This is a genomic window from Sphingobacterium sp. Mn56C (genome assembly GCF_049319645.1).
Lineage (GTDB): Bacteria > Bacteroidota > Bacteroidia > Sphingobacteriales > Sphingobacteriaceae > Sphingobacterium.
Window position 1 is genome coordinate 1,668,890 of record NZ_JBMOUC010000001.1, and the last position, 14,913, is coordinate 1,683,802.

The 14,913-nt window shown below is 43.3% G+C and carries 10 protein-coding genes; 8 read left to right on the forward strand and 2 right to left on the reverse strand.

The features are described 5' to 3' along the window. The first annotated feature begins 10 nt into the window (after positions 1 to 10). Genes ACL9RF_RS07030 through ACL9RF_RS07065 form a run of 8 tightly spaced genes read left to right on the forward strand, consistent with a single transcriptional unit; the run spans position 11 to position 12,545 of the window. Complete coding sequence (locus tag ACL9RF_RS07030) at positions 11 to 1,450, forward strand: RagB/SusD family nutrient uptake outer membrane protein (protein ID WP_422799894.1); 1,440 nt, start codon at positions 11 to 13, stop codon at positions 1,448 to 1,450. A 7-nt stretch (positions 1,451 to 1,457) separates the two neighbouring features. Next, positions 1,458 to 2,195: a DUF4843 domain-containing protein gene (locus ACL9RF_RS07035; protein WP_422799895.1), complete on the forward strand. Its 738-nt coding sequence runs from the start codon at positions 1,458 to 1,460 to the stop codon at positions 2,193 to 2,195. An 18-nt stretch (positions 2,196 to 2,213) separates the two neighbouring features. Then, positions 2,214 to 3,725 carry a PKD-like family lipoprotein gene (locus tag ACL9RF_RS07040; RefSeq protein WP_422799896.1) on the forward strand — a complete coding sequence of 504 codons (1,512 nt, stop codon included), beginning with the start codon at positions 2,214 to 2,216 and terminating at the stop codon, positions 3,723 to 3,725. A gap of 26 nt (positions 3,726 to 3,751) precedes the next feature. Continuing rightward, positions 3,752 to 4,684, forward strand: coding sequence for an ABC transporter ATP-binding protein (locus tag ACL9RF_RS07045; protein ID WP_422799897.1), 933 nt, complete (start codon positions 3,752 to 3,754; stop codon positions 4,682 to 4,684). A 27-nt stretch (positions 4,685 to 4,711) separates the two neighbouring features. Next, on the forward strand, positions 4,712 to 7,000 hold the full coding sequence (locus ACL9RF_RS07050; protein WP_422799898.1) for a Gldg family protein: 2,289 nt from the start codon (positions 4,712 to 4,714) through the stop codon (positions 6,998 to 7,000). Between the two features lie 12 nt (positions 7,001 to 7,012). After that, positions 7,013 to 8,341 carry a MutS-related protein gene (locus ACL9RF_RS07055; RefSeq protein WP_422799899.1) on the forward strand — a complete coding sequence of 443 codons (1,329 nt, stop codon included), beginning with the start codon at positions 7,013 to 7,015 and terminating at the stop codon, positions 8,339 to 8,341. Further along, positions 8,338 to 9,696 (forward strand): MutS-related protein, encoded by a 1,359-nt coding sequence (locus ACL9RF_RS07060; RefSeq protein WP_422799900.1) that lies wholly within the window; start codon positions 8,338 to 8,340, stop codon positions 9,694 to 9,696. The genes ACL9RF_RS07055 and ACL9RF_RS07060 overlap by 4 nt, the downstream gene beginning before the upstream one ends. Before the next feature lie 5 nt (positions 9,697 to 9,701). Further along, on the forward strand, positions 9,702 to 12,545 hold the full coding sequence (locus ACL9RF_RS07065; RefSeq protein WP_422799901.1) for a M16 family metallopeptidase: 2,844 nt from the start codon (positions 9,702 to 9,704) through the stop codon (positions 12,543 to 12,545). Positions 12,546 to 12,835: 290 nt separating this feature from the next. Here ACL9RF_RS07065 and ACL9RF_RS07070 read toward each other — a convergent pair whose 3' ends face one another. Together ACL9RF_RS07070 and ACL9RF_RS07075 are read right to left on the reverse strand one after the other, a co-directional pair. Further along, a complete protein-coding gene (locus ACL9RF_RS07070; RefSeq protein ID WP_422799902.1) occupies positions 12,836 to 13,801 on the reverse strand; it encodes a nuclear transport factor 2 family protein in 966 nt (321 codons plus the stop codon). Between the two features lie 45 nt (positions 13,802 to 13,846). Next, positions 13,847 to 14,425, reverse strand: coding sequence for a TetR/AcrR family transcriptional regulator (locus ACL9RF_RS07075; protein WP_422799903.1), 579 nt, complete (start codon positions 14,423 to 14,425; stop codon positions 13,847 to 13,849). Positions 14,426 to 14,913 lie beyond the last annotated feature (488 nt).

Below are 14,913 nucleotides of genomic sequence, written 5' to 3' on the forward strand. Positions count from 1 at the left end.
ACACACAGAAATGAAAACGAATGCGTTACTTACCTGCCTATGTGCGGCACTGTTGCTTTTCATCAGCAGCTCCTGCAATAAATGGTTGGATATACAGCCAAACGACCGCGTCAGCGATGAAACACTTTTTGAGCAATCAGATGGGTTTAGAACTGCCCTCAATGGGATCTACCAATTAGCGGCGACCCCTGATTTGTACGGCAGAAACTTAACCTGGGGCTTTGCCAGTGCTATGGGCAATGATTATTATGCTTTTCAGCTGCCGGAAGATTTAAAAAATGCGGCAACACCAGATTTAAATCATACTAGTCTGCGTGGCTTACTCAAAAATGTATGGGGAAAATCGTACACCATTATCGCTAGCTGTAATAAACTTATTCAGGAGATTGATAAAAAAGACGATAGTTTTTTTCAGTATGGTGCGACCGAGAAGAACTTGATTAAGGGGGAGGCTTTAGCGCTAAGGGCTTTGCTTCACTTCGATATGGTCCGCATTTTCGCGCCGAGTCCGGCCTTGAAAAAAGATGAGTACATCGTTCCTTATCAGGATACTTATCCTGCCCATTTTGCCGAAAGACTTCCTACAGATACCATTCTGCTGCGTATTGCAACAGACTTAGAAGCGGCAAAATCGTTGGTTGCTGAAAATGACACCTTAAAGAATAGCTTTTACCTTGCGGGGGGCATAAGTTACACCATGAATGGCGTTACAGGAAATCAGGGTATCTTCTTTAGCTTCCGCATGAATCGCATGAACTTTGTGGCAATCAGTACGCTGCTGGCTCGTGTTTACCTCTATGCTGGCGACTACCCGAAAGCAAAACAGGCGGCACAGTTTGTCTACAAAACCTACGGTCCAGAGGGTAAACGTTGGTTTTCTTTTACTGCCGAGAATTTTACAAACAACATCAACCGTTATCAAAAATTGCCGGAAGATATTTTGCTGGCCTTCTATGATCCGATGCTGCTCGAAAAAATTAAGGATTTTAAGGGAACGCAGTATCCCATGCGTCTGCATTTGAGCTACCAATCCTTCTTCCCTTCTAATGAACGTGATTACCGACGCAATATTTTAAATACAGTCGATAATGTAACGTTTAAATGGTTGGAGTCTACAGAACAGAAAGCCCAAAATAAAATTCTTCCTGTTATCCGTTTAAGTGAGGCGTACTACATCTATAGCGAATGTTTATACCGCGAAGGAAATACTGCAGAAGCCTTAAATGTATTGAATAAAATGCGTGCAGCACGTGGCAAGAGCAATGCGTTTACCGACGAATCCGAAAAAGGTTATTTTGATGAGTTGATGATGGAATACCGCCGGGATTACTTCACGGAAGGGCAAACCATCTTTGCCCATAAACGCCTTAACAGGCCTATGACCTTAGGCGCACAGGTTATTGAGATCAACACTAAATTCACGGCACCTCTTCCTGAGGATGAAAGATAATACGAACATGAAAAAAAGCTTTTTCACACTTAAATTAAATAGAAACCTTTTGCTTTTGGCCTGGTCCTGCATTGGTCTTTCTTTCTTCTTTGCTGCTTGTAAGAAAAATGACATCCCTTACTATCATGGTAAGCAATACATTCAGTTTTTAGACCCGTATACGGATACCATGTCGGTGGCTTTTTTCTTGACACCGCTGTTGGATACGCTACAGGTGCGTATACCTGTGAAATACATCGGCGAACAGAGCACGGAGGATATCGCTATTGGCTTTAAGGTAAATGCCAAAGAAACCACGGCAGATGCTGATGTTTACCAGTTTCGCAGTAACCCGGTGCTGCGTAAAGGGTTGGCCACAGACACCCTCTACCTATCGGTATACAAAAAGCAAAACCTGAAAGGTAAGGAGGCTTTGCTTGTTATCGACCTTAAGCAAACGGATCGCTTAACGGTGGGTGAAACCATTAAAAGTAGAAAGGTCCTTCGTTTGAGTGATAAAATTACACGCCCTAAATGGTGGGATGCCCTGATCGAAAATACCTACCTCGGCAAATACAGCGATAAAAAATACAGAACCTTTATCGAAGTAACCGGCGAAGGGGATCTGGAACCTTATACGATCGAGCAAAAAAGAGATTTGATGTTACAATTCAAATATTACCTCATTGATAAGGTCGATAAGGGAACGCCTGTCTTAGAAGACGACGGTAAAGATATGTTAAGTACAGTTCCACTAATTGGTTAATCCTGTAAAACAAAGAACATGAAAAAATATTCAAACGCTTCTTGCCTGCTCGCGCTCTTGATTGCGGGTATTGGCAGCTTAAGCCTTCATAGCTGTATTAAAGATAACGGGAACTATGAGTTTGCAGAAAATAACTTGGTCAGTATACAGTGGGATCAATCGATATCTTTATTTGTAGGCGACTCGCTAAACTATGCGCCCAGAAGGACTTTTTTAAACCAAGCGGATTCCATTCATTTCAGCCATGCCTGGTACATCAATGGAAAGCTGCATTCCGAAGAGCCTAATTTAAAGTTCCTCGCGAAGGAGTTTGGTGGTTTCGGTGCTAAATATTACATGACAGATAAACGTACGGGTGTGGTTTATACCAACAACGACTCTCCGCCTTTAAATGTTAGCATTCAGTCGCCTTTTTCCTTAGGCTGGGCTGTGCTTTATGCGGATAAAAACGGAAACTCCGAGATTGCACATGTCGTATACGATGCCAAAAAGAAGAAGTACATGGACTATACTGGTTTATATCAGCAGGCTAATGGCCATCCTATGGGTACAAACCCTTTCAAAATATACCCCTACAGCATGCGTGGTACGCGCGCAGTTTTTGCTGTGCAACATGCCGGGCAGGGGGCTTTAGACTTAAATGGTTTGGATTATACCCGGAAATTAGTGGCTTCTAAGGCATTTACGCGTGAAGTTCCGGACAACCTGCAACCTGTAGATTTTGCAAACTTTAATGCCGCAGACCTCTTCGTTAACGCCGATGGTAGTGTTTATGGCCGGTTTTTTAATGGTGCTGCAGCCTTCACTATTCCCTGGATGAGCACGCCTATGACCGTAGAAAAGGGCATGAAGGTGAAGGAAATTTGGGATGCTTGGTATAAGACTTCTAACATCGCTATTATGTACGATTACCAGAATAAACGGTTGTTGCAGGCCGATGGCACTCGTTTTTATCAAAATGGGGGCATTGAAATTAAAGCCATGCCGGCGCCAGCTATACCGTATCCTGGCGATTATACGCCCCTGGATAACTTCGGAGATTGGGAGTATGTGTGGGGAAATGTGTTTATCGAATCGTATATGAATATTACAGGGGGTATGGTGTTGCGTAGCCCATTGGATAGGAAATACTATTTCCAAAACTTTGATTTCACAACACTAGGGCCAAAACTCACGCCAAGACGTCGTATCCCTTTACTGGGGCAGGAACATATGGATGATAAAACACAATTCTTAGCCATCAAAAACCGTAATTACCTCTTCTTTTCGGGCAATAACGGTAAAAACCTGTATTTCTTTGATGTGGAAACTGGGGCGCAAACCAGGTTATACCAAAGTTTCAGCAGCAGCATCACTACGCTGGCCTTAGACGATGACACTTTCACCATTGCCGTTGGCTTGGAGGATGGGCAGGTTATCCTTTACGACATCAATACGGCGATTCTTAATGCCGGACAAAGTAAGGAGCTACACCGATTGCAAGATTTGGGCCGTGTCGCTCATATCATGTACAAAGGATATAAAATTTAATCGAAATACTAATTATACAACAAAGCATGGAAAACTCAATTGTAAAGGTGCAAAACCTTTCTCATCGCTACAATGTGCAATGGGCCATCAAGGACATAAACCTGGAATTTAAAGAACGTGGTGTGTATGGTTTGTTGGGTGCCAATGGTGCGGGTAAATCTACCCTGATGAACATCATGTGTGGCGTACTGAACCAAACCGAGGGCGACATCTATATTCGTGGAATCAACTTACGCGAAAACCCTGTGGAGGCCAAAAAATTAATCGGCTTCCTACCGCAACAGCCTCCACTACAACCTGAACTTACGATTAAGGAGTACTTACAATATTGTGCTGGTTTACGCTTGATGGACCCCGCTACAACCAAGGTTGCCATTCAGGAGGTGATGGAGAAATGCCAGATTTCTCACTTCGCGAATCGCATTATCAAGAACCTTTCTGGTGGTTACCAACAGCGTGTCGGTATTGCACAGGCAATTTTACATAAACCTGAGTTTATTGTGCTGGATGAACCTACAAATGGTTTGGACCCGAATCAAATTTTAGAGGTGCGCGCGCTAATCAAGGAAATTGCTACGGAGCGTACCGTCTTATTGTCGACACATATCTTACAGGAGGTTCAGGCTTTATGTGATGATATCTGGATGATCAACGATGGGGAAATCATTTTTACCGGAACCCTCGATGATTTCGACAATTATGTGATGCCAAATTCGTTCACCGCAACACTCTTAAATGCGCCTAGCCGCGAGGTATTGTTAAGCTTTCCGGGTATTCAGAGTATCGAGCAAATCAGCCATACCAAATACCGTTTTGAGTTTGATGGCAACCGCGAACAAATTGAGTTTTTCATTAAGGAGACTGTAATTAGGGATTGGCGTTTGCTTGAAATTGCCCTGGAAAAAGGATCGCTGAACACGGTATTTGCCGAACTCTCAAAAAAGAAAAAAAACACCTAGAAATCACCACGTATCTGTATTAAAAGAATGAAAGTTATCAATAAAATTGCCAAAGCAGAACTACAGGTTCTGTTTTACTCGCCCGTAGCTTGGTTGGTTATCATTATATTCATGTTCCAATCCTCGTTACTGTTTACGGATTTATTTGCAAACATGGTCAAAACTCAAGCCATGGGCCGGGAAGTGCCCTCGGCCACGTTAGGTACATTCGCAGGGATGTTGGGTTTTTATGCACAAATCAGTAAATACCTTTATCTTTATATTCCCTTGCTGACCATGGGGGTTATGAGTAGAGAGTATAACAATGGATCGATTAAACTCTTATTGTCATCCCCTATTTCGAGCTTCCAGATTATTCTGGGTAAATACCTGGCTTTAGTTGGTTATGCCCTTATCCTTACCGCCATCACAGGGATCTTTGCCGGTTTTGCGATTTACAACATCAACCAAGTCGATGCCCCGGTAGTATTTGCAGGCTTACTGGGTATTTTTTTACAAATCTCTGCCTATGCTGCGATCGGCTTATTTATGTCTTCTATCACTTCCTATACCGTGGTGTCGGCAATTGGAACTTTAGCCATATTAGCTTTCCTGGGGTATATTAGTGGTTTAGGGCAGGATATTGCATTGGTTCGCGATATCACCTATTGGCTATCCATATCTGGACGTGCGGATGCCTTCTTTGCGGGTGTAATTTCTGCAGAAGATGTCTTGTACTATCTGCTGATAGTTTCCTTATTCATCGGCTTTGCTATTCTGCGCTTAAACTTAAGCAAAATCAAGACAAAATGGTATTTATCGGCGGCGAAATATGCGCTGGTTTTCATCGTTGCTGCGGCTATAGGTTATGTAAGTACACGCCCGACAATGATGGCTATTGCCGATGTTACGCGCAATAAAACCAATACGGTATCGCGCAGTAGCCAAGCGGTTTTGAAAAACTTAGATCAGCAGCTTACGATTACAACTTATGTCAATATGCTGGCGCAGGATAACTTCTTGGCTTTACCTATAGGGCAGAAAGTCGATATGGACCGCTTTAAGCAATACCTGCGTTTTCGTCCGGATATTAAATTGAACTATGAATATTATTACCATAAAGCTTTTAATCCTTGGTTAGACAAAAAGTTTGAAAAGAATACCGATGAGGAACGCCTCGATTCCTTACGCCGCATTTACGATTGGACTTTTGCGGTTAAGAAATACGACGAATTGCCGGGTAAGCCTGACTTGAGTACCGAAGATTTTCAATTTGTTCGGGTGCTTGAATTGGCCAATGGTAAAAAAACCTTTTTACGGGTCTTCGACGATATGATGCGTTATCCTTCTGAAGCCGAAATTACGTCGGCCATGAAACGCTTATTAATGGATCTGCCAATTGTTGGTTTTGCAACGGGGCATGGCGAGCGTAGCAGTAAGGCTATTGACGATCGTGGTTACAACAAATTTGCGCAGGAGAAACGTTTCCGTTACGCTTTACTGAATCAAGGTTTTGACTTTAAAGAGGTGGATCTTAACCAACCTGTACCGAAAGAAATTACGGTATTGTTTTTGGCAGAACCGCGGCAAGCTTACAACGCAGGAAGTCTTAAAAATATTCAGGATTATATCGATGCGGGTGGTAACCTAATTTTGGCATCGGAACCGGATAAGGTGGATTTTATCAATCCTATTGCGGAGCATATCGGCGTGAAGTTCCTTCCGGGGGTACTGGTGGATACGGTAACGCTGTTTGATGCAGATTTAATGCGCATGAAACCTACTGCAGAGGCGAGGCCGTTTTCTTTCCATTTGGACCGTCAGTTTGAAAACAATTTACCGTTAACCATGCCTGGTGCTTCGGCACTGGAGGTGGTAGCCGATAAAGGGTTTACAATAACAACACTTTTCCGTACAGATTCTACCACATGGCGTGAGTTTGAGGATTTAAATTTTATCGACAGCCGTCCCGTGCCAAATCCTGCAGCAGGCGAAATTCAACAAAGCTACACGACGGTATTAGCCATGACGAAACAGGTGAATGGTAAGGAGCAAAAGATTTTAGTTACAGGGGATGCGGATTGGATTAGCAACGGTGAATTGACAAAAATTAGACCCCGCATGATGTCGGCAAACTCCTCTCTTATAAATGCTGCTTTCTACTGGTTATCGAATGAGGAAGTTCCAATTGATACCCGCCGTGACCCTGCGCTAGATAAAAGCCTAAGTTTAACTGAAGATGGTTTTTCTAATGCACGTCTAGCCCTTAAATGGATTATTCCGGCACTTTTAATCTTACTAAGCGTGGGTATCTGGATTAGAAGAAGTGGACGTTAAAAAATAAGATTCATGGCCTTATATATTGATAATCAAACCCAGGATGATTTAGTCATCTTTTCCAAACGCGGTCGATCGAGTATCTATTCCCTGTTCAACCAAACCCAAACTGTGGGGGGTGCTGATATGCTGGAAGAATGGCTCCGCTATCCCCTATCGGATGGAAAAAAAATCGACGAACGAAGCGCTATTATTCAACATTTTGCGGCACTCAATATCCCCTTTCCATTCCAACGCAGTTGGTTTGACCAGTGCACGGCTTATTTAGACTTCGCCGATAGCCGCAGTAAGCTGAACCCTAATGAGCCGAAGCTGGGGCGTGCTTTCCAGTCGATTATGGGTTTGGATAAAGATCATCAAAAGATAATGCACGGTATAGCCGCATGCACCCAGATTTTGGGTGCATGGAAGGCTGTCCTTGCATCGGATACCCTTTCCTGGTATCAAGGTGAACTAAACGAAGCTAAAAAAATCCTGCACAGCACCAGAATTAACGAGGTCCCTGTTTATACAGACTTGAGCAAAGTACCGTACCCCGAGATTGTACGCATGGATAACCTTTTCCGCTTTGAGGAAAAAGAAATTATGCTTCATATTTTACATCATATTTATATATTGGATGTCTATATGACGGTGGCCAAGGTGGCCAATGAAAAGGGCTTTACCTTCGCCAAGGTTGACGACTCGGGTGAAGAGAGGCTTATTTATGAGGGCGTATACCATCCCCTTATTGCGGGGGCAAAAGGCAATGATCTTGCGCTAAACCAGGAGGAGCATATCGTGTTTCTAACGGGGGCAAATATGGCGGGTAAATCGACGTTGATGAAGGCGCTTGGTATTGCATTATACCTCGCACATGTAGGCTTTCCGGTGGCGGCAAAGGGATTATGCTTTTCCGTGCGCGATGCTTTGTACACCTCGATCAATCTGCCCGACAATTTACAAATGGGCTATAGCCACTTTTTTGCTGAGGTACTGCGCGTAAAGGCGGTAGCAGAACAGATTGCTGCGGGCAAGAAACTTTTCGTCATCTTCGATGAGCTTTTCCGCGGAACAAATGTTAAAGATGCCCACGAGGGAACCTTAGCAATTACAAGTCGGGTATATGCGCATCGATCCTGTCAGTTTATTATCTCCACACATATTATCGAAGCCGGAGATACCCTGAAAGAAACCTGCCCGCATATTCGTTTTGTTTACCTGCCTACGCTGCTGCAAGACGGCGTGCCTCAGTATCCGTATACCCTAAAGGAGGGTATTACCGCTGATCGCCATGGCATGGTCATTATACATAATGAGGGTATTCTTGATTTGTTGAACCATAACGCGCCAACTGTATGATATTTCGCACCGATACCCAAACGATTGAAGACTTAAACCTTCTGGGGAAGTTTAAAAAGAACAGTATTTTTTCGCAGTTTAACCAGTGTTATACCGCTGGTGGCGAACGTGCTCTGGAGAAAATGTTTAATCAGCCGCTGACAGATCCTACGGCGATTAACAACCGAAGCCGCATCTTTCAATTATTTCAACAGGTAGATCTTGATCTTCCTTTTGATACCAAAGAGCTGGAACTGGCTATCCTGTACCTGCAAGGGGAAAGTACGTCTACCTGGTTGGGCAATGCCATGTTGCATGGTAGGCGTAAGCTCAATACGCTGTTAGGCATTAAACAGGAAGATGAGCAACTAAAACTGGGTTTTATAGCCTGGCTTACCATCCTGCGGAAGCTGCGCCCGATGGTCGTGAATCTGCACGATAAACACGGCCCTATTTTGCAGCATGACCCTGTACTAAGCAACGCCTGGTTGCAAGATGAGAAGGCATTAGCAAATTTTAACAGTATACAGTCTGCACAACAATTGACCCTTAGCCGGTTTTTGAAGGCCGACAATCAGATCCGGGGCAGCAAGCTCACGCTGATGCAGGATCTGCTAGCCCTTATTTATCAATTAGACGTGTACATATCGGTCGCCAAAGTTGCTAAAGCACGTAGGTTAAACTATGCAGAAGCCTTTCCGGCAGACGATAACCGTATCCATGCAAAAAATATACGCCATCTTGCTATTACAGGTGCTGTAGGAAATGATATTTCTTTTGATGCTAAGCAGAATCTTTTCTTCCTGACCGGTGCCAATATGGCGGGTAAGTCGACCTTTATGAAGAGCTTTGGCATCAGCATGTACCTTGCGCATATGGGCTTCCCGGTTCCTGCAGATGTACTGCAGTTTGCCGTAAAGGATGGGCTTTTCACGTCTATCAACGTTTCCGACAACCTTAACATGGGCTATAGCCACTACTATGCCGAGGTATTACGTGTAAAACAAGTAGCCACAGCGGTAAGTGAAAAATCGCGCCTCATCGTTATCTTTGATGAGCTTTTTAAGGGCACTAATGTGAAGGATGCTTTTGAAGCAACTTATGCGGTAACCAAGGCCTTTCAACGCTTCAAACAATGCTTCTACCTGATCTCAACTCATATCGTGGAGGTTGGCGAAGAGCTGCGTAAACACGACCCGGCGATTACCTTCCGTTACATGCCGACCGTTATGCTGGGCTCCACTCCGACGTATCCCTACATCGCTAAGGAAGGTATAAGTAGCGATAAACACGGTATGATATTAATAGAAAATGAGGGCATATTATCCCTCCTAGAGAAGCCGCAAGCTTCCCCTACAGCTAAGCTTAACGAATAATGTTCATGTTTAAATTCACAAAGAATGCCCTAGGCATGGGGGCCCTCGCTGTGGCGATGGGATGTATGCTGAGTTTCACTCCTGGGCTAGTATACGCCCAGAAGAATACGAAGAGGTTATCCGAAAACGGGAATATTCCTTTACATCCAAAGGTTGTTTTCGGAACTTTACCCAATGGTTTTCAGTATTATATATTAGCCAACAAGGAACCCAAAGAAAGGGTGCAATTTTACCTTGCCCATAAGGTAGGATCTATTTTAGAAACGGAAAGCCAACGTGGACTGGCGCATTTCCTGGAGCATATGAATTTTAATGGCACCCGGCACTTCCCCAAGAATGCCCTTGTTAATTATCTCCAGCATGCGGGTATCCGGTTTGGTGCAGACCTTAATGCCTATACCGGATTTGAGGAAACCGTTTATCAACTGCCACTGCCAACGAAGGATAAAGCCCTGCTGGATCAGGGGCTGCTTATTATGCGGGATTGGGCACATGGTGCCCTGCTAGAAGGCGAAGAAATTGATAAAGAACGGGGTGTTATTCTCGAAGAGAAAAGACAACGCGGCGGTTTATCGGAGCGCATGCAAGCTAAGTTTTTCCCCCTCCTAACCAATGGTTCGCGCTACGCTGAACGCATACCCATCGGTACCGAAGAGGTTTTAAAAAACTTTAACCATCAAGAGATCAGAAGATTTTATAACGATTGGTATCGTCCTAATTTGCAAGCCTTATTGATTGTCGGCGACATCGACCCTGTCTATATGGAGCAACAGGTTAAAGTGCTTTTCAGCGATTTAACAAACCCTAAAAACGCGCCTAAGCGAGCGAAATATAACATCCCCTTAAAAGGGAAAAATCAGTTTCTTTCGTTTTCCGATGCAGAAATTACGCAATCACAGCTGCAGTTTCATTTCAAGATGCCACAGCGTAAAACCCAGACTATCGACGATTATGCCTACAACATCCACCGTGGCCTTGCTACACAACTCTTGAATGCACGTATTCAGGAGTTAGGCCGCAAAGCTGAGGCTCCTTTTCTATCTGCTGGTGTTGGCTTCAACGCTTTAATGGGTGGCGTAGAGTCTTTTCAGATACAGCTTTCGCCAAAACCACAACAGCTGCAACAGAGTGTACAGCAGCTGTTTTATAGCCTGCAGCAAGCACGCCAACATGGCTTTACCACAGGTGAACTGGAGCGTGCGCAACGGAACTATCTGGCCACGTTGACCATGCAGGATAAAGAGGCATCCAAAAAAAGCTCGACCAGCTATATGAACGAGCTGCTGGCCAACTTTTTACAACAAAGTCCTGCTCCTGCGCACGATGATATTTCTCCGCGGATACGTGAAATTGTAGAGAACCTGGATATAAACCTTTTACAGGATATCTTAAAGGAAGTTACCTTTACTAAAAACCGGGATATCCTACTCTTTAATCCTGAAAAATCAGAAAATAACAGCCTCGACCAAGGCAGTATCGAGCAGATGTTGCATCAGGCTTTAGCGCAAGAAACAAAACCGTATGTAGAGGCCCTGGTTGCGGGAAACCTACTCCCTGAACTTCCAACAGCAGGAACAATCGTTCGTAAAGCGTATTTTGACAGTGTTGCTGCACAACGTTGGACCCTTAGCAACGGCATCGAACTGTGGGTGAAGCCAACGAATTTCAAAAATGATGAAATCCTGATGAGTGCCTACAGTCCGGGGGGACATAGCCAATACGACATCGACGACTTCCAATCGGCAGTACAGGCTGCAGCAATTGTTTCCAGTAGCGGTCTCGGAGACCATGATGCTGCGCAGCTCCACAAATTGCTAGCTGGAAAAACCCTGAGCGTACAACCTTTTATACAGGAGCTTGGCGAGGGCTTCCAAGGAGCTACAAACCAGGAAAACATGGAAACGTTCTTCCAGATTATTTATGGTTACTTCCGTTTGCCAAGACTAGATACGGCCTTAATCAACAACCAGCTAAACAAAAGCAAAATTGCCCTCGAGAACAGACATCTACAGCCTCAAGCTGTATTTGCCGATTCTATAGCGACCCTACTTTACCAAGGTAACCCACGTAAAACCGGCCCTAGTCTAGCCAAGATTGACCAAATTGATCTTCAACGTGCGCTAGCAATATATAAAGAACGTTTTGCCGACGCTTCCGACTTTACCTTCGTATTTGTCGGAAATATAGATACCTTAAAATTGGAACAGCTCGCTGCGCAGTATTTAGCCTCTTTACCCAACTTAGGGCGTAAGGAGGAAGGGAAAGACTTGGGTATTTATCCTGCAGCTAAAGGTTTTCAAGCTTGGATAAAAAAGGGCCAGGAGGACAAAGCAAATGTTAACCTTGCGTATACCGGAGATTATGATTTCCATGCGGATAACAACCTCGCCATGGATGCATTGGCCTATACGTTAAACAATGCCTTGTTGGAAACCCTACGGGAGGAAAAAGCGGGAATCTATAGTGTTCAAGTATCGCCATCTTATAGCGAAAAACCACGTCCACGCTATACGGTAAATATGGCCTATACCAGCAATCCCCAACAAGCGGAGGAACTTATTGAAGCAACGCTCCAGGAAGTTCAGCGCTTGCAGCAGAATGGTCCTTCAGCCGAGGATATGCATAAATTTAAGGCACAAAGGCTATTGGGCCTTGAACAAAATATAAACCAAAATACTTTCTGGTTAAACTATCTGTTGAATACCGCCCTTAGCAAGCAAGACATTGAAGCCGTAAACCACTATAAAGCAAAAATTGAAGGCTTAACGGCCGATAAGGTACAAGATATGGCAATACGCTATCTACAAAACGATCAGCTATTCCGTTTTATCCTGATCCCTGAGAACTAATTTGTATTCCAGTTTTTTTTTAAAAAAAACTGGTCTGTCAATCCTATGGGTGGCTTATTTTGGGAACCTAAGCCACTCAACAAATACCGAGGACAGTAACTATTTTTGTTTCCATGTTTGTTTAATTAGCCAGATCATGTGCAAACATGACCTGGCATTTTCTTTTTCTGCTAAAATACTATCCTTAACAACCGGCATACCGCCCCCTAAACCCCTAAACCCCTAAACCTCCTGTTCATGAAAGCAGGTCTACGGCAAGATATGGGCCATTAAATGCCGTATCCAAGCCGCTACTTCATTTCTTCATTCAATCGGTAACTATCCTCCATAAAATGGTATTTTACAATTTTCCCGTCGCGAACCTTAAAAATATTCACAAATTGTGCATTAAATACCTTGTTGTACTTTAAGATTACCGATGATAGCTGTCCCACTGCTACAGCATTCTCTCCATGTATAGCGATAAATTCCACGTCAAATTTCAGGGATTTTATGTTCTGGTGAAGCACATGGAAATAATCCACTACCTCTACTTTCGTACCGCGCTTACCCACCCACGGGAACTTCACCGCATTACCGGCTAAATCAAAATCTACAACATCGGCAAAAAGCTCGGTCACTACCCCTTGTTTTTTGCCCGATTGTATATCGAAAAAATCGGTCACTACAGTTCGTGTTTGCTGTTCCGTAATTTCCTTCGGATCTGTAGGCTGATCTGGATTTAATCCTAGCCCTTGTACCCGAGCATTAGCCTCGAAAATGCGGTCGACAGTACCGTAAACGCGATCAATCCGGTTGCCTACAAACTCAAAAACCATACAGAATTTTCCATCCAGCCCGCCAGTATTGGCTTGGACATCGCCCCTGTCTATCGCCCCAGTATACAGTTCCTCCACAACTACGGTATTGCCTGTTACGATAAAGTTGCGATGGTCTGGCTCAAAACTGCTGCGGCTGTTAAAAAACTGGCGCACCTGCTCGCTGATTTTATCCAGCGCTACACTACCTTGGGCAAATCCAATTTTCGGAAAGAACACCTTTACCTCTGGTGTAAACAAATCGTTATCATTTTCAGCATTAAAATTCCCTGTCCTAATTTTTTCGTAATAGGTTTGCACTACCCTACGTTGTACATCCTCTTGTGTATGGATTTTCATAAAAACCTCCTCTTTATTGTTTTGTGTTACCTGTTGTGCATAGGCCGCATTTACCATGGCCGCAGCGCTTATTAAAATTATACATCCTTGTTTAATCATCAATTTTATTTTAAACCATTCGTTTCAAAATAAGACAAAAAAATTTTATGCCCGCATGGCGCTCAACATAAAATCAACCATTTGTTCCACTTCCATTTTACTTCCCGAGAGAATATAATGCTCGTAAAAACCACCAAATGCAGCTAGAATAAATCGCGCACCGACTTCCGGCACCACATCCTTTTTAATTTCTTGGGCAGCCTGTGCCTTTTCTATTAAATCACGAAATATTCCCTCCAAGACTTTAGCATTCGCCGTTATCAATTTCCCGGCCTCCAGATCACTATCCCCCAATTCCAAGATAGTACGAACAATAAGACAGGCTTTTTTATCCTTTATCGTCTGGTTTACCACATCGTGTATGGCGTAGGAAAGAACTTCAAATGGCGACCCCTCGTTTTTGACAGCATTACGGTACTGGGCCGTCTTCATTTGTGCATAATTAGCGAGGCATTTCAAAAACAAGGTATGCTTGTTCCCATAGGTATTATAAACACTGCTACGGTTAAGCTGCAAAGTATCTACAATGTCGTGCATAGAGGTAGCTTTATAACCCTTTTCCCAGAATAGGTTACGCACGGTTTCTAGTTTTTCATCGTAATCAAATGCTTTATTTCTTGCCATATCGCTGGCAAAGGTAATATATTAAACCAATTGGTTCAAAATATTTTTTACGCAGCTCCCGGAATATCAAATTCCAGTGTTAAACATTATGCAAAGGCAAAATCCGAAGGACTGGCAGCTGTTACAGCAGCCGCAGTTTTAAAGCAACCAATCTATTAACAGAAAATAGGTTTAAGTAGGAAAGGTAAAAGGTACAATTGTACCGGTATCTTATATCGAAAGGTATACCGTTTAAGCAAATAAAAGAGGTATACCAAACTGCTGGTGAATCTCGCGTACCCTCAATTTTTTTAGGATAATTCCAAATTTTTAACGTTAATCGACGTAGTACCTATAACGAATATTTTCAATATTTAATAATTTTAAGTACATTTTATTTCTTTTCTTTATTTATTACTACTATTTATTAAAAAACATATAATTATCAAGGGCTTTATCATGGGGTTAAATAATTATAGGTTACAATTTATATCAACAAATAGAAATTG